A 16,064-nucleotide genomic window follows, 5' to 3' on the forward strand; every position below is an offset into this window, starting at 1 on the left:
AGGAACAGAGCATGCGTGCAGTCCACAGTGTCTTGATCGCGGCGGCGCTTGCCGCAGCCGTGCCCGCATTCGCGCAGCAGACGCGGATCGAGGATCACCTGACCGCTGCAGAGTTTCGCGATGCGGGGCTGGGCAAGCTCAGCGACGCTGAACTCGCGCGACTGAACGAACTACTGGCGCGCGATGCTGCGCCCTCTGCGGCCGCAGCGGCTGCGCCGGACGTCGAAGCGCGCATCGCGCAGGCGCGCGAGGAAGGCCGTCGTGAGGCGACGGTCGCGGCGGAGCCGGCGGCGCGTCCCGCGGAATCGCGCGAGCCGGTCCAGAGCACCATCCCCGGCGCGTTCACGGGCTTCGCACGTGGCCGCGAATACACGCTGGCGAACGGCCAGGTGTGGCGGCAGACCAACAACGCGTCGATCGCGGGCGCACGCGGCCAGGATGTCGGCGTCCGGGTCCGGCCCGGCCTGCTGAGCGTCTGGTGGATGCAGGTCGATGGCTACAACGCACAGGCCAAGGTCGAGCGGGTGCGCTGAGCGATCCGCCGCCGCTTCTTCAAGGATCCACACGATGCGCGCAACTCCTGTCCTGATTCTCGCCCTGTCGCTTGCAGCTGCCAGCGCCGCCTGGGCACAGACGTCCACGCTGGAAACCCGCATGGGGGCCACGCAATTCCGCACGTCGGGCCTGCACAAGCTCGATCCGGCCGAACTGCGCGCACTTGAGCAATGGATGGCCACCCAGACGACGGCCGCGCACGCACCTGCCGAAGCACAGCTTGCCGAAGCGCGTGCCGAAGGACGCCGCGAAGCGGCCCAGCTGCGTACGCCACCGGAATCGGCACCCGAGCCGGTGAGCAGCACACTGACCGGCCGATTCGAAGGTTTCAGGCGCGGGCGCGAGTACACGCTCGCGAACGGCCAGGTCTGGAAGCAAGTCGGCGAGACATCAATGGAAGGCGTGCGTGCCGAGGGGCCGGCCGTCCAGATCGAGCCTGCCCGTATGGGCGGCTGGTGGATGCGCGTGGCCGGTTACAACCTGCGCGTGCGCGTCGAACGCATCAAGTAAGCGCCGCCACCCGCGTCGCCAGTTTCTTCGGCGACACGCCGCCTTTCGCGCCCAGTTCCTGGGCGAACAGCGACACCCGCAATTCTTCGATATCCCAGCGCAGCGCCTGCCAGTCGGGCGCATCGCTGCGGCCGCGCGCGGCGGCTTCGGCGAGCGCGTCGACGAAGGGTTTGACGTCGAGCATGCGCTGCTGGTCGCGTTGCGGATCGCGTTGCGCCCGTTCGGCGCGCAGCGACAACGCATGCAGCCAGCGCGCGTATTCCGACAGCGCCGTCGCCGGTACCGTGCGCAGGAATCCCGGCGGCACCAGCGCGTGCAGCTGGGCCTGCATGTCGTCAAGGTTCGCGCGCGCCCAGCCCATCAGCTTCGATTCGAGCTTCGCGCGCACGTCGGCGACGCGATCGAGAATGGCCTCCGCTTGCTGCAGGCGCGCCATCGCTTCGCCGAACAACGCCTTGCCGACGGCGTCACGATGCGCGGCGAACGCATCGGCATCGCGGATCGTCTCGAGTCCGTCGGTGAGCAGCGCGGCGAGCGCACCGTCGACGAGATCCTCGCGCAGACGGTCGCCCGGCTTGCCGTCGCGCGGCGCGGCGGATTCGATCGCGGCGTAGAGCAACGCCGTTTTCGGCGCGACCGGCAGCTGCTTGCGCGCATGCCGCACGCGATCCGCCAGTGCGATCGTCAGCAAGCGTCGCACGCCCTGCGGATGCAGGCGTCGCGCGTGCGTCGCGTCGGCATGCACCGCGAGCGACGCGCTGTCGCCGTCGTCCTGCAATGCCGGATACGCCGGCAGGCCGCCGGCGCCGGGAATCGACACCGGGACCGGTGTCTCCGGAAACGTCGTCAGCCCGCCCTGCTGCAGGCCATCGGCGGCGTGCGCGGCGAAGGCGCGTGCAGCGCGCGCGCCGAACCGGTGGCGCAGGTCATCGAGATCGCGCGATTCGGCGAGCACCGTGGCGCCTTTGCGGTCGCGGCCCGTCTCGACCAGACGCAGGTTCGCGCGCAGATGCGGCTCCAGAGCCGCCTCGTCGAAATCCGACGCGGTGATGTCCACGCCGGCGAGCTTCCTGAGAAATCGCGCCAGGGTGCCGGTGAACGCGTCGGCATCACCGTCGCGCCAGGCCTGCGCGAAGGCACGCGCGAAATCCGGCGCCGGCACGAAGTTGCGGCGCAGTGCCTTGGGCAGGCTGCGGATCAAGGCCGCTGCCTTGTCCTCGACGAAGCCGGGCGCCAACCACGACAACCGCACCGGGTCGATGGCGTTGAGCAGGTGCAGCGGCACCGAGACGGTCATGCCGTCGTCGACCGCGCCCGGCTCGAAGCGGTACGACACGGCGAGCCGCGCGTCGCCGAGCGCGATGAAGGCCGGGAACAGATCGGCGTCCACGCCATCGGCGACCAGCAGATCGTCGCGGCTCCACGCCAACGCCTGCTTCGCGGCGTCGGGCGCCTTGCGCCACCACGCATCCAGCACCTGCGCGGACAGCACATCGGCGGGCAATCGCTGCGCGTACCACTGCGCCATCCAGTCTTCGTCGACGACGAGTCCCGAGCGGCGCTGTTTGGCTTCCTCTTCGCGTGCGCGCTCGAGCGTACGCAGGTTGCGCTCGACGAACGTCGCGCGTGTGTTGATCTCGCCGGTCACCAGTCCGTCGCGCAGGAACAACGCGCGCGATTCGTCCGGATACAGCCGCCCGTAATCGACCGGCTTCTTCGGTGCAAGCACCAGACCGAACAGACTGATCTGTTCGCTGCCGACCACGCGCCCCTGCGAGCGCGACCAGCGCGGATCGTGATGGCGCCGCGCGAGCAGGTGATCGAGTTCACTGATGACCCAATCGGGTTCGATCGCGGCATTGGTCAGCGACCAGACCTTCTCGGTATCCAGCAACGTCGCGGACAGCACCCACGGCGGCGGCTTCTTCGACAGCGGCGAGCCGGGAAACAGCTGGAAGCGCCGTCCGCGCGGGCCTTCGTACTGGCCGGACACGCGGCCCCCGCCACCAGGATCGGCGCGATGACCGACCTGGGTCGGCAGGCCTGCGATCAACGCGCGATGCAGCGCGATGAATGCCGCTGCTTCCGCCTTTGCAGCCATGCGCGGATCCGTGTCCACGACGGCGGCGTCGCGCGCTTCGATCGACCAGCCCAGATCCTCGCACTGCAGCCGCAGCTGGCGATGCAGCTCGCGCCACTCGCGCATGCGCAGGAAGCCGAGGAAGTTGCGGTCGCACCACTTGCGCAGCTGCGACTGGGTGAGGTCGGCATGCGCCTGCCGGTAGCCGTCCCACAGTTTCACGATGCCGACGAACTCGGACTTGGGATCGGCGAACTGCGCGTGCGCCGCATCGGCTGCGCCGCGCTGGTCGGACGGCCGCTCGCGCGGATCCTGGATACCGAGGAACGAGGTGATCGCGAGCATCTCGTCCAGGCAGCCATGCGCACGTGCGGCGACGAGCATGCGCGCGAGTTTGGCGTCGACCGGAAGCTTCGCCATCGTGCGGCCGATCGCGGTGAGCCGGCGTTCGCCGTCGATCGCGCCGAGTTCGGCCAGCTGCTGCCAGCCGTCGGCGACCGCACGCGGATCCGGCGGCTCGACGAACGGGAAGGATTCGATATCGCCGAGCCCCAGGGACAGCATCCGCAGGATTACGCCCGACAGCGATGCGCGGCGGATCTCGGGATCGGTATAGACCGGACGCGAGGCGAAATCCGCTTCCGAGAACACGCGGAAACACGTACCCGGCGCGATACGGCCGCAACGCCCCTTGCGCTGGTCGGCGCTGGCCTGGCTGACCGGCTCGATGTGCAGACGATCCAGCTTCTGCCGCGGGCTGTAGCGCTTGACGCGTGCAAGTCCCGGATCGACCACGTAGTGGATACGCGGCACCGTCAGCGAGGTCTCGGCCACGTTCGTCGCCAGCACGATGCGTCGCTGCGGGCCAGGATTGAACACGCGGTCCTGGTCTTTCGCCGACAGCCGCGCATACAGCGGCAGCACTTCGGTGTGCCGGTATTTGCGGCGCTCGAGCGCCTGGTGCGCATCGCGGATTTCGCGCTCGCCGGGCAGGAAGACCAGCGTGTCGCCGGTGCCGCGGATCTGCATGATCTCGTCGCAGACCGCCACGATGCCGTCGAGCACGCTGCGTTCGCCGGCGTCGTCGCCTTCGCCGTCCAGCGGGCGGTAACGCACCTCGACCGGGAAGCCGCGACCTTCGACATCGACCACCGGTGCGCCGTCGAAATGTTCGGCGAAGCGCGCGGTGTCGATCGTCGCCGAGGTCACGATCAGCTTGAGATCCGGGCGCCGGCCCAGCAGCTGCTTCAGATAGCCCAGCAGGAAATCGATGTTGAGGCTGCGCTCGTGCGCCTCGTCGATGATGATCGTGTCGTAGGCCGACAGCCAACGGTCGGACGCGATCTCCGCGAGCAGGATGCCGTCGGTCATGAACTTGATCGCGGTCGCATCGCTGACGTTGTCGTTGAAGCGGACCTGGTAACCGACCAGGCCGCCGCTCGGCACCTGCAGCTCTTCGGCCACGCGCTTGGCCACCGTACGCGCGGCGATGCGGCGTGGCTGCGTGCAGCCGATCAGACCGGCGGCGCCGCGGCCTGCGGCCAGGCACAGCTTGGGCAGCTGCGTCGTCTTGCCCGAACCGGTCTCGCCGGCGACGACGACGACCTGGTGCGCACGGATCAGCGCGACGATTTCCTCGGCCTTGCCGGCGATCGGCAGCACCGGATCGACCTCGGCACGCGGCAGCTGCGCGGCGCGCGTCTCGCGCTGCCGGATGGAGGCCTGCAGGCGCGTCTCGAATGCCTCGCGCGCCGACGCATCGCCGGGTGCGCGCCGCCAGCGACCGAGCAGTCCGAGCAGGCGGCCGCGGTCGCGCGTCGATGCGCGTTCGATCGCGGCCTGCGCGTGTTTCAACGCGCCGTTCACCGCCTGGTCGCTGGAATGCTGCGTCACGCCCGAACCCGCCCTCAAGTCACATATCCACAACGGATGCGCCCATATTGTGGGCGCAATCCCCTCATTACCGGAGTCCTTTCATGGCCAAGACCAAGCCGAGCAAGTCCAAATCGTCCAAGACACCGGTCGCACCGGCCGTCGCGTCGCCCGACGCGCAATCCAAGGCGCCGGCCATCGATATCGGGATCAGCGACGCCGATCGCAAGGCGGTCGCCCAGCATCTGTCGGTGTTCCTGGCCGATGCCTACACGCTGTATCTCAAGACCCACAACTTCCACTGGAACGTCACCGGGCCGATGTTCAACGCCCTGCACGTGATGTTCGAGGGACAGTACACCGAACAATGGAATGCGCTGGACGAGATCGCCGAGCGCATCCGCGCGCTGGGCTACAACGCGCCGGGTTCGTATGGCGAGTTCATCCAGCTGTCGTCGATCAAGGAAGAGCCGGGCCTGGAGAAGGCGCCGGACTGGCGCGAGATGGTGCGCCAGCTGGTCGTCGGCAACGAGGCCGTGTGCCGCAGCGCGCGCAAGGCGCTGGATGTGGCCGACGATGCCGACGACGATCCGACCGAGGACCTGCTGACCCAGCGTCTGCAGACGCATGAGAAGAACGCCTGGATGCTGCGCTCGCTGCTGCAGTAAGCATCGCGTTCCGCTTCAAGAAAACGCCCGGCATTGCCGGGCGTTTTCGTATCTGCATATCCGCGCGACGTCAGGCCGTCTTCAACGGCTCGGGCGCGTCGTCCTCGCCGCGCGACACCAGCGCCGCGATGCCGAGATCGCCTGTCACGTTGACCGTGGTGCGGCACATGTCGAGGAAGTGGTTGACGCCCAGCACCAGGCCGATGCCTTCGGCCGGCACGCCGACCATCGTGCAGATCAGCGCCACGACCGGCAGCGACCCCGACGGCACACCGGCCGTGCCGATACCGCCGAGGATGCAGACCAGCATCACCAGCACCTGCTGCCAGATCGACAGGTCCACGCCAAAGAACTGCGCCAGGAAGATCACCGTGACGCCTTCGAACAGCGCGGTGCCGTTCTGGTTGGCGGTGGCGCCGACGGTCAGCACGAAGCGCGACACCTTGCGCGGCAGCTTGAGGTTCTCGTCGGCGATGCGCAGCGCGGTCGGCAGCGTGGCGTTGCTGGACGCGGTGGAGAACGCCATCAGCATCGCTTCCTGCACGCCGCGGAAGAACGCCAGCGGCGACCAGCCACCGACGAACTTCAGCGCCAGCGAATACGTCACCAGCATGTGCAGCGCCAGCGCGCCGACCACCACCAGCACGTACGCGCCCAGACGCAGCAGCAGATCCCAGCCGAACAGCACGGCCAGGTTGAACATGAAACAGAACACCGCGATCGGCGCGAGGCGGATCACCAGGCCGATCAGCGTCATCGACACTTCGAACAGACCTTCGATGCCGCGCTTGAGTGTCGCGGTGGCCTCGGACTTCGTCAGGACCAGACCGATGCCGAACATCAGCGCGAAGAACATCAGCGACAGGATGTTGGCGTTGTCCGACGCGGCACCCACCACGTTCTGCGGCACGATCGACATCAGCATGTCCATGCCGGTCGCGCCTTCCTTGCTGTCGCGCACGATCGCCGCGGTGCGCTGCGCGCCTTCGGCCAGCAGCTGCTGCGCGAGCGCGGGGTCCACGCCGTCGCCGGGGCGGAACAGGTTCACCATCACCAGTCCCACCACGACCGCGATGCCCGACAGCACGACGGTCCACGCGAGCGTGCGCCAGCCGATCCGGCCGAGCGCGGCGACGTCGCCCATTTCCGACACGCCGATCACCAGCGCCGAGAACAGCAGCGGCACGATCAGCATGAAGATCAGGCTGAGGAACAGCGTGCCGAGCGGCTCGGTGACCCAGCCGACGAAGCTCTCGATCAACGGCCGGCACTGCCACGACGGCTCGGCGCCGGTGCAGGCGGCCGATCCGGGATCGGCCAGCGTCCAGCCGGTCAGGCCGGTGTAATGCGCGATGAGGCCGAGGATCAGGCCGGCTGCGAAGCCGATCGCGATCTTCCAGTGGAGCGGCATGCGGGAACGTACGGGAGCGTTGGAATCGGCCATGGCGTGGAGACCGCGGGAAAGCGCGGAGGCTAGCAGGAAGCGGGGCTCAGCGGCGCGGGTACAGCGGCGGCAGGTCCGGGCCGCGCGGCGCACGGGAAGGCGCATCCCGCCACGAGGCGCCACCGCGGAACGCCGCGCGCAGCGCCTGACGCGCGCCAGGCAGGTCGCCCCCGGTCCAACGCGCCCGCTGCCAGAGGCCGACAGCCTCGCGCTGGGCGGCCGCATCGAGACGTGCCGCGAGCGTATCGAGATCCGCCGCGGGCGGGTCGGACAACGCGCGCAAGGCGGCTTCGACATCCGCCGGCTCGCCCGTTTGCAGCACATGCATCAGGCGGCGATGGGCCTGGCCCGCCGAGCCGGACGATTGCAGGGGAACTGGCGCGTCGCCATGCGCCGACGACGCGACGCCTGCGCGCACCAGGCCAATCGGCTGCTGGCGATACAAGCGCCACGCCACCCACGCGGTCGCCAGCCACAGCGCCGCGAGCAGTGCTGCGAGCGCGGGCCACAGCTGCGAGCCAACCGCATCGGACGGTGTCGACACAACGGTCGAAGCCATCGAATCGACGTCCGCTTGTGGCGTCGCACCGGGCGCCGCTTCACCGGCCGCGACCGCAAGCGACACCGCAGGCGGACCACTCGTCCGCGCCGCGCCGGCGCGCACGTCCCACCAGGCGATCCGCGGGCCGGGTACCTGCAGGCTGCCCTCGGCGCGCGGCACCACCGAATAGCGCCGGGTCAGCCGCACCCGCGGCCGGCCGTCCTCGAAACTTTCGTCGTACTGCGGCGGTTCGGCGAACACTTGCGCGCCCTGCACCGGCGGCAGTGGGATCTCCGGCAGCTGCGTGCCGACCGCGCCATCGAACACCGCCTCCAGCACGAAGGTGCTGGCCTCGCCGGCGCGACCTTCAGTCGGCGCCTCCAGCCAGCGCGCCTGCACGCCATACAGCGGCAGCCACGGCTGCGGTGCGTTCGCGGGCATCGCGCGCACGTCGAGCACGCTGGGCGGTCCGTTCGCCGACAGCTCGCGCGGCCCGCGATTGAACACGTCGTCGAACATGCCGCCGCCCGCGCCGCGCCCCTCGAAGCGCGCGCCGGGTATCGACAGCGTGCCGCTGCGCTCGGGCACGATCTGGTAGCGACGCTCGACGACGCTGTAGCGGCGCCCGTCGATGTCGCGGCTGTATTGCACGTCGCTGCCGATGCGCTGCATCGACGCGCCCTCGGGCGCGGGCTGGTCGAGGCTGCCCGACACCAGCGGCGTCGCGTAATACAGCCGCAGCACGTAACCCACCGACTGCTGCACGTACGGCGACTGCACGTCGATGTCGGCTTCGATGAAGGCCGGCGCCCCATCCCGCGCGGCCGTGACCGCAGCCGGCGCGACGCTCAGCGACAGGGGCGCAGTGCGTGCACCGCCCACCTGCAAGGCCGGCACCGTGAGCACACCCTCGCGGCGCGGCCGCAGCGCGACGCCGTAGAGCGAACGGGTCACGCGGCGGCCACCGGTGATCTCCACCTCGCGTCGACTGGTGTGGCCGCTGACGTCGAAATCGCGCGCCAGTGGCGTCCAGTCGGGTGCGTCGCCTGCACCGTCGGTTTCGACGTTGAGCGTGGTCGTTTCGCCGAACGCGATGCGGTCACGGTCGAGCCATGCGCGCGTCTGCGCCTGCGCAATGCCGGCCAGGCACGACAGCACCAGCATCGCGACCAGCCACGCCGCGGATCGCGCGCCCTTCGAACGCACAGCCTTCATCGGTCGCCTCCCGTTGCGCGACGTTCGTGTTCGAGCCTGAACTTGGCTCGCAGCAATCCGCCCGGATCGTCGGGCACGCGCCGCAGCCACGCGGCGTTTGCCTGCTCACGTTCGTCGCCGGACTCGGCACCTGTCGTGCCGGCGTCGGCTGCGTCTTCATCGGACGGCTCTGCCTGGCCTTCGAGTGCGCGCTGCATCTGTTCGCGCTGCTGCGCATCCGCATCGCGCTGCGCCTGTGCATCCGCCGGCGGCGGCGTGTCGGATGCCTGCGGTTCCGGGGCGTCGGGCGGCGGACGCTGATCGCCCTGCCCCTGCGCATCGCCAGGCTGGCTGTCCGAAGGATCGCCGGCTTCGCCAGGCTTGGATTGGCTGTCACCGTCGTTGCGAGGTTGTTGCGGCGCGCGCGGATCCCGCGCCTGCCCAGGTGGCGGCTTGCGATTGCGCGCGGCTTCGACGGCAGCGCGATTGGCCTGCGCATCGGCCATGCCGGGCTGTTGCGACAGCGCTTCGTCGTACGCCGCGATCGCATCGTCGAAACGGCCCAGCCGCGCCAGCGCATTGCCACGGTTGTACGCGGCGTCGGCGCCCGGCAATCCGGTCCACGTCTTCAGGGCCTCGTCGTAGCGTTCGCCGCGATAGGCCGACGTGCCTGCGCGCATCCGGGCGTCCGCCACCTGATCGGCGCGCTGCCAGGGCGTCGCGGCCGGCGCCTGCGCCAGTGCGGGCATCGGCAGCAGGGCCGGCAACAACGCGAGTACCGCCACACAGGCGAAGCCCGAGCCGCGGCGGAAGGCCAGCAATACCAGCGCGAGCAACGGCAGCACCAGCCAGTAACCTTCATCGAGCACGCGGCGCACGCTCGCATCACTGCGTGCAGACGCGGCGCCTGCACGCGTCTCCGGCGTCAGCACGCCGAGCGCCCGCAGATCGCCATCGTCGATCGACAACGCGTGGTAGCGACCGTCGCCGGCGGCCGCGAGCGCGCGCAATGCGACGGTGTCCAGACGTGCGTGCGCGAGCGCACCATCGGCGTCGCGATAAGCCGCACCGGCCGCGGTGCCGAGTCCGAGCACGGAGACCCGATAGCCCATGCGCGCGGCGATGCCCGCTTCCGCGACGGCCGCCGTATCGGCAGCGCCGGTCACCAGCAGGATGTCGCCGCGCAGCGCCTGTCCCTGCCGCAGCAGGCGCGTCGCGTGCGCGATCGCGCGATCGGCGCGCTGACCATCGACTGGCATGATCTCGGGCGACAAGGCATCGAGATACAGCGCCACGTTGCGCGCATCGTCGGTCAGCGGTGCGACGGTGAAGGCATCGTCGGCATAGGCAACCAGTGCGACCTGGCCCGCGCCGCGCGCCGCCAGCAGCTGCGCGAGCTTCGCGCGCGCCTGCAGCAACCGCGAGGGCGGCAGATCGCTGGCGGTACTCGAGGTCGACAGGTCGATCGCCACGACGAGCGGCGCCATGCCCTGCGTATCGAGCGGCACCGCGACCTCGCGCCAACCTGGCCCGGCCATGGCCAGCACCGCCAGCAAGCCGGCGAGCAGCCACGCGACGAGCCCGAACAGACCGCGTCGATCCGGACGCGCTTCGAGCAGATGCGCGAGCAGATGCGGATCCACGGCCTCGCGCCAGGCCTCGGCGCTGCGTCGACGTCGCCACCAGATCCACGCGAGCAGCGGCAACGCCAGCAATGCCCACAGCCAGACCGGGCGCGCGAACTGCACTGCGTCGAACGGCAGGTTCATGCGACCGCCTCGCGACGCAGACGCAGCTGCGGCAGCAGCGCGAGCAACAGCAACCCGCACGCAGCGCCGAGCGGCAACGGATAACGTTCGATGCGCGGGCGCAATGCGGGTCCGGGCTGTTCGACCGGTTCGAGACGATCGATCTCGCCGTAGATGCCGGCGAGCTCACCGGTATTGCGCGCGCGGAATGCACGACCGCCGGTGGTGTCGGCGATGCGTTGCAGCGCGGCCTCGTCGATCGCCGGTTCGCTGCCGGGCATTTGGAAGCCGAACAGGCCACCGGCGCCAGCATCGCTGCCGAACGCGATCGTGTGGACGCGAACGCCGGCATCGCGCGCCAGTTCGGCGGCCTTGTCGGGCGTCAGTGCGCCGGCATTGCTGACGCCATCGGTCAGCAGGATCAGCAGGCGCTGGCCACGCGGCGCATCCTGCAGCCGCTTGACCGCGAGACCCACCGCATCGCCGATCGCGGTTTCGCGGCCGACCAAGCCCACCACGGTCGCATCGAGCTGCTGGCGCACGCTCTCGCGATCCAGCGTCATCGGCGTCATCGCGTAGGCACGTTGACCGAACACGATCAGACCGATGCGGTCGCCGGCGCGGCGCTCCAGAAAATCGGCGATGACCGCCTTCGCCGCGGTGAGCCGGTCCACGGGACGTCGCCCGACCACCATGTCTTCCTCGCTCATGCTGCCCGACAGGTCGACGGCGAGCATCAGATCGCGCGCGCTGCGGGGCAGCTGTTCGACCTCGCCCCATTGCAGCGGGCGCGCGGCGGCGATGCACAGCAGACACCACGCCGCCCACAGCAGCCAAGGCGTCTTCGACGCGCCGGCTGCGCTGCCGGAGGTCGCCAATGCGTCGAGTCCGCGATAGGGCACGCGCAGCGCACCGCCACGGCTGTGCGACGTCGGCAGAAAACGCCGTACGAGCCAGGGCAGCGGGATCGCCAGTAGCCACCAGGGCCACGCGAACATCTCGCGCAGGGCCGGCAGCCATGCGGGCACCTCCCCGGTCATCGGCGGCGTCCCAGCATCAGCGCCACGAAGCGCGCGCGTGCGAGCGCGTGCAGCGTCGGGGTGTCCAGCGCGTCGGCTTCACGCCGGAACGCGCCGTCGCGCATGGCGATGCCCACTCCTGAGGTGAATGGCGCGCCCGGCAGACCGTTGTCGAGAAACGACAGCCAGTCGTCGCCCTGCAGGCGATCGGCATCGCGTCGCTGCCGGCGCGCTGCGCGGCGGAGCAGCGACGACATCGCCGCGATCCGCCCGACCGCATCCGGCGCCGCTGCGACCTCGCTGTCGAACAGCTGCTGCCAGCGCCGCCGCTGCCATGCGCGGAACAGACGCCAGCCCACGACGGCGCAGACCAGCGTCAGCAGCGCGGCCGCCAGCCACCACCAGCCCACCGCCGGCGGCCACCACGACGGCGCAGGCGGCTGGTGGATGTCGCGCAGCACCAGGTCGGGCATCGTCGCCATCAGCCCATCCGGCCACGGGCGAACGCGGACAGCCAGGCATCGCTCGGCGCATCGCTGGACAAGGACTCGACGCCGATGCCGGCGCGTCGAAGATGCGCGGTCGCCAGGTCGCGCGGCACATCGAAGGCCGCGCGCCAGCGTCCACGCTGCGCGATGCCCGACAGGTCGAGATCGATCCGGCCGTCGTCACTCGCGAACCCGAAGCGCCCGCGCGGCGGCGCGCGTTCGAGCGGATCGTCGAGCAGCAACACCAGCGCATCGCAGTGCGCCCCCACCGCCGCCCAGTCGCGCGCCGGCACCGCCGCGGCACTGGCCGCATCCGCCAGCACCAGCAGGCGCGAGCCGGGCCGCAGCAGGCGCCGCGCGTGGTCCATCGCCACGCCCAGTCCCGCGTCGCCTTCCGGCGCTGCCGCATACCAGCGCGTCAGCGCGTGCAACACGCGCAACGCACCACGCGTGCCACCGGCGGGCGGCACCGGCGCTTCGATCACAGACCCACGCAGGGCCGCGATGCGATCGCCATCGGCGGCCGCCGTCCAGGCCGCGATCGCACCTGCACGTGCGGCCTGGGTCGATTTGAAACGCACACGCGTGCCGAAGTAGAGCGACGCCGCCGTGTCGGCGACGATCAGGGTCAGCCGTTCGCGTTCGCGCTGGAAGGTCTTGGTATGCGGGCGCCCGGTGCGCGCGGTCACGCGCCAGTCGATGTGGCGCGCATCGTCGCCGGCCACGTAGTCGCGCGACTCCGCGTACTCCATGCCCTGTCCGCGTTGCGGCGACGGGGCCAGAGCCCGCACACCGCTGCGTGCACGGCGCGCCGCGCCGCGCTGCCGTGCGAGCGGCCGCAGCGCGACCAGTTCCGCCAGCGACGGCCGCACGCCCGGCGCGACGTCCGCCTTGTCGGCACTCACGGCAGCGGCACCCGCGCGATCAATGCCTGCACCAGACGCTCGCCATCCCAGCCCTCGGCCGTGGCCTCGTAACTCGGCAACACACGATGGCGCAGGACATCGGGCGCGACGGCGCGCACGTCATCGGGGGTCACGAAATCACGGCCAGCGAGCCAGGCGGTCGCGCGCGCGCAGCGCTCCAGCGCGATCGAACCGCGCGGGCTGGCGCCCCAGGCGATCCGGTCCGCCAGCGCCGCGTCGTAGCGGCCGGCATCGCGTGACGCGAGCACCAGCTCGACCAGATAGCGCTCGACCGCGGGCGCGACGTGCATCGCCAGGACTGCGCGCCGCGCTTCGAACAGGTCCGCCAGCGGCATGCGCTCGACCGGCGTCGAGACGTCGTCGAGCTGGGCCAGCGCACGATCGCGCGCGAGTTGCAGGATGCGCGCTTCTGCATCGGCTTCCGGATAGCCCACGCGCACATGCATCAGGAACCGGTCCAGCTGCGCTTCCGGCAGCGGGAACGTGCCTTCCTGCTCGATCGGATTCTGGGTCGCCATGACCAGGAACAGGTCCGGCAGCCGATACGTCTGACGCCCCACCGTCACCTGCCGCTCGCCCATCGCCTCCAGCAGGGCGGACTGCACCTTGGCCGGAGCCCGGTTGATCTCGTCGGCGAGCAGCAGCGGGTGGAAGATCGGCCCGGCCTGGAACTCGAAGCGCCCGTCCTGCGGCCGCCAGATCTCGGTCCCGGTCAAGTCCGCGGGCAGCAGATCGGGCGTGAACTGCACGCGTGCGAAATCCGCGTCCAGCCGCGCGGCCAACGCCCGCACCGCGGTCGTCTTCGCCAGACCCGGTGCACCCTCGACCAGCAGATGGCCATCCGCCAACAGCGCCACGAGCAACCGCTCGACCAGCGCCGACTGCCCGATGATCTCCTCCGACAGCGCTTCGCGCAGCGCCACGAACCGCGCATGCAGCCCGTCCGCAGTTCCGTTCACCAGATCCATCGCCATCCTCGATCACCGGCGCCCATCGCGCAGAGGCCCAGTTTGACCGGAACCCGCGCCATCAGTTCACAACGCCAGCCAAACCGGCGACCCGGAAACGCGAACGGGGCCCGAAGGCCCCGTCGCTTGACGACTTACAGATTGCACCGATCAGTTGACCGGACGCTGGGCTACGCGCATGACCTTCGGCGTGACGAAAATCAGTAGCTCGGCCTTGTCTTTGCTGCGACCACGGCTCTTGAACAGATTGCCAAGAATGGGCAGATCTCCCAAGAAGGGTACCTTCGAAAGCGAAGCACGATCGGTGAACTCATAGACGCCGCCGATTGCGACCGTCTGACCATCGTCGATCAGTACCGCCGTCGTGACATTACGCTTGCTGATCAGCGGGACCTCACCAATGTCCGGGTACTCAATGTAATCGATGATCTCGTCTTTCTTGATATCCATCGCAAGAAAAACCCGTCCATCGTTGGTGATGGTCGGCGTCACCTTCAACTCCAACAGAACATCTTTGAACTGGACGGTCGGGATGCTGTTGCTCTGGCCGCCCGTTACAGTCAGATAGCCGACCTCCTGACCTTGACTGATGACCGCTTCGCGCTGGTTGCTCGTCACGATGCGCGGATTCGAGATCACCTCACCGCGGGATTCCTGCTGCAGCGCCTGCAATTCGACAGCCCAGTCGATCGTGTTTCCGAGGATGGTGAACGCCAGCGAAGGCGCGCTTGCCGCCGTGGGCAGGTTCACGTTGAGCCCGCCGGGCGCGAACACCCCATTATCCGAATCGCTGATAAGCGAGCCTCCGATGTTCACACGCTGCTTGGTGGCACTGACGCCAAATCGCGCACCCAGATCGCGCGCAAACGACTCGTTTGCAATAACGATGCGCGCTTCAATGACCACCTGATCAACCGGCTTGTCCAGCAGATTGACGAGGCGCTTGACTTCTGCGACGCGATTTGGAATGTCGATCACCAACAGGGTGTTAGTGCGACGGTCGAAGCTCAAGCTGCCTCGTGACGAGAGGAAACCACGCTGCTGCGACGCACTGCCGCCACCAGCGCCACCACTGCCAGAGCCGCTTTTGCTCTCTTCCGTCAGCAACTTCGCAATATCTTCCGCATTGCCGTAACTGATCGGGATGTACTCGGTCGTCATCTCCGCACGCTCTTCGATCGCCAGGCGCGCATCTTCCTTGGCCTGCTCGAACGCGGCGATCTCGCTCTGCGGCGCGACCCAGACCACATTGCCGCTGCGGCGCTTGTCCAGGGACTTGGCCTGCAGGACGATGTCCAGTGCCTGATCCCACGGCACGTTCTGCAGGCGCAGGGTCACATTGCCGGTCACGCTGTCGCTGGCGACGATGTTGAGGTTCGACTCGTCGGCGATCAGCTGCAGCACTGTGCGCACCGGCACGTCCTGGAAGTTGAACGTCACCGGCGCGCCGCTGTAGGCGCGCACGTCCGATACCGTCGCCGCAGCTGCCCGGCCCATCGTCGCGGCCGTCGATGCTGCACCCACAGCGCGCTCGCTGGTGGCAGCGCCGGTGCGCGGGATGATCTCGACGATGTAGTCGCGACCGCTCTGGTACGCCATCGGCTCGAACTCACCGCGTGCGCTGAGCACGACCTGCGTGCCGTCCGCGCCCTGGCGTGCGTCGATGCGCTGCACGGGTGTAGCGAAGTCGGTGACGTTGAGCGGACGCTGCAGAGACGCCGGCAGGGTCGCCCCACCAAGGCTGATGACAACATTGCCACCCTGCGTACGCAGGTCGGGCGCGGCACCGTCTCCATCGAAGCGAAGCACCAGCTTGCCCGAGCCGCCGTCACCGCGACGGAAATCGATATCCGTCACTGCGACCGCCCCGGCCGGCTGCGCTGCGGCAGTCGCTGCCTGCAGCAGGGGCAGCAGCGACGCATGCGTCGGCGCCTGCGCCGCATGGGCACCACTGAACGTCGCCACCAGTCCTATGGCAAGACCGAGCGCGCCGGCACGCACCGATTTCATCCGGCCCGACTGCAGGCTTCCCGCGTTGCTCACGGTCATGT

12 protein-coding genes are annotated in these 16,064 nt (G+C 69.4%); 3 read left to right on the top strand and 9 right to left on the bottom strand.

The window, feature by feature from the left end; translation table 11 throughout:
* Positions 1-11 precede the first annotated feature (11 nt).
* Positions 12-533: a hypothetical protein gene (locus AC3A5T_RS04320; RefSeq protein WP_487627522.1), complete on the top strand. Its 522-nt coding sequence runs from the start codon at positions 12-14 to the stop codon at positions 531-533.
* A gap of 34 nt (positions 534-567) precedes the next feature.
* Entirely contained in the window at positions 568-1,065 is a 498-nt protein-coding gene (locus tag AC3A5T_RS04325) for a hypothetical protein (RefSeq protein ID WP_487627523.1), read from the top strand.
* On the opposite strand, the gene hrpA is transcribed toward AC3A5T_RS04325, so the two are convergent.
* Positions 1,058-5,056, bottom strand: coding sequence for an ATP-dependent RNA helicase HrpA (gene hrpA / locus AC3A5T_RS04330; RefSeq protein ID WP_487627524.1), 3,999 nt, complete (start codon positions 5,054-5,056; stop codon positions 1,058-1,060). The two genes, AC3A5T_RS04325 and hrpA, sit on opposite strands and share 8 nt — an antisense overlap.
* Before the next feature lie 65 nt (positions 5,057-5,121).
* On the opposite strand from hrpA, the gene AC3A5T_RS04335 reads away from it, so the two are divergent.
* The gene (locus tag AC3A5T_RS04335) at positions 5,122-5,685 is read left to right on the top strand and encodes a Dps family protein (RefSeq protein WP_332079577.1); all 564 of its coding nucleotides are present in this window, start codon (positions 5,122-5,124) and stop codon (positions 5,683-5,685) included.
* A gap of 70 nt (positions 5,686-5,755) precedes the next feature.
* On the opposite strand, the gene AC3A5T_RS04340 is transcribed toward AC3A5T_RS04335, so the two are convergent.
* From AC3A5T_RS04340 to AC3A5T_RS04375, 8 genes are all read right to left on the bottom strand, one after another.
* A complete protein-coding gene (locus AC3A5T_RS04340; RefSeq protein ID WP_487627525.1) occupies positions 5,756-7,129 on the bottom strand; it encodes a dicarboxylate/amino acid:cation symporter in 1,374 nt (457 codons plus the stop codon).
* Positions 7,130-7,175: 46 nt separating this feature from the next.
* Positions 7,176-8,885, bottom strand: coding sequence for a BatD family protein (locus AC3A5T_RS04345; RefSeq protein WP_487627526.1), 1,710 nt, complete (start codon positions 8,883-8,885; stop codon positions 7,176-7,178).
* Positions 8,882-10,633, bottom strand: a complete 1,752-nt coding sequence (locus AC3A5T_RS04350) for a VWA domain-containing protein (RefSeq protein ID WP_487627527.1) — start codon at positions 10,631-10,633, stop codon at positions 8,882-8,884. Before AC3A5T_RS04350 ends, AC3A5T_RS04345 begins: the two co-directional genes overlap by 4 nt.
* On the bottom strand, positions 10,630-11,652 hold the full coding sequence (locus tag AC3A5T_RS04355; protein WP_487627528.1) for a vWA domain-containing protein: 1,023 nt from the start codon (positions 11,650-11,652) through the stop codon (positions 10,630-10,632). The genes AC3A5T_RS04350 and AC3A5T_RS04355 overlap by 4 nt, the downstream gene beginning before the upstream one ends.
* Positions 11,649-12,113 carry a DUF4381 family protein gene (locus AC3A5T_RS04360; protein WP_487627529.1) on the bottom strand — a complete coding sequence of 155 codons (465 nt, stop codon included), beginning with the start codon at positions 12,111-12,113 and terminating at the stop codon, positions 11,649-11,651. Before AC3A5T_RS04360 ends, AC3A5T_RS04355 begins: the two co-directional genes overlap by 4 nt.
* Positions 12,113-13,048 (bottom strand): DUF58 domain-containing protein, encoded by a 936-nt coding sequence (locus AC3A5T_RS04365; RefSeq protein WP_487627858.1) that lies wholly within the window; start codon positions 13,046-13,048, stop codon positions 12,113-12,115. The genes AC3A5T_RS04360 and AC3A5T_RS04365 overlap by 1 nt, the downstream gene beginning before the upstream one ends.
* Positions 13,021-14,004: an AAA family ATPase gene (locus tag AC3A5T_RS04370; RefSeq protein ID WP_487627530.1), complete on the bottom strand. Its 984-nt coding sequence runs from the start codon at positions 14,002-14,004 to the stop codon at positions 13,021-13,023. Before AC3A5T_RS04370 ends, AC3A5T_RS04365 begins: the two co-directional genes overlap by 28 nt.
* A gap of 159 nt (positions 14,005-14,163) precedes the next feature.
* The gene (locus tag AC3A5T_RS04375; protein WP_487627531.1) at positions 14,164-16,062 is read right to left on the bottom strand and encodes a type IV pilus secretin PilQ; all 1,899 of its coding nucleotides are present in this window, start codon (positions 16,060-16,062) and stop codon (positions 14,164-14,166) included.
* Between the last annotated feature and the right edge of the window lie 2 nt (positions 16,063-16,064).

This window comes from Luteimonas sp. Soil_C_16, from assembly GCF_057657295.1.

Excerpts from the sequence above, each read along its gene's own strand:
- AC3A5T_RS04320 (WP_487627522.1), top strand. The coding sequence starts at position 12 with ATGCGTGCAGTCCACAGTGTCTTGATCGCGGCGGCGCTTGCCGCAGCC.
- AC3A5T_RS04325 (WP_487627523.1), top strand. The coding sequence starts at position 568 with ATGCGCGCAACTCCTGTCCTGATTCTCGCCCTGTCGCTTGCAGCTGCC.
- AC3A5T_RS04335 (WP_332079577.1), top strand. The coding sequence starts at position 5,122 with ATGGCCAAGACCAAGCCGAGCAAGTCCAAATCGTCCAAGACACCGGTC.
- AC3A5T_RS04340 (WP_487627525.1), bottom strand. The coding sequence starts at position 7,129 with ATGGCCGATTCCAACGCTCCCGTACGTTCCCGCATGCCGCTCCACTGG.
- AC3A5T_RS04345 (WP_487627526.1), bottom strand. The coding sequence starts at position 8,885 with ATGAAGGCTGTGCGTTCGAAGGGCGCGCGATCCGCGGCGTGGCTGGTC.
- AC3A5T_RS04350 (WP_487627527.1), bottom strand. The coding sequence starts at position 10,633 with ATGAACCTGCCGTTCGACGCAGTGCAGTTCGCGCGCCCGGTCTGGCTG.
- AC3A5T_RS04355 (WP_487627528.1), bottom strand. The coding sequence starts at position 11,652 with ATGACCGGGGAGGTGCCCGCATGGCTGCCGGCCCTGCGCGAGATGTTC.
- AC3A5T_RS04360 (WP_487627529.1), bottom strand. The coding sequence starts at position 12,113 with ATGGCGACGATGCCCGACCTGGTGCTGCGCGACATCCACCAGCCGCCT.
- AC3A5T_RS04375 (WP_487627531.1), bottom strand. The coding sequence starts at position 16,062 with ATGACCGTGAGCAACGCGGGAAGCCTGCAGTCGGGCCGGATGAAATCG.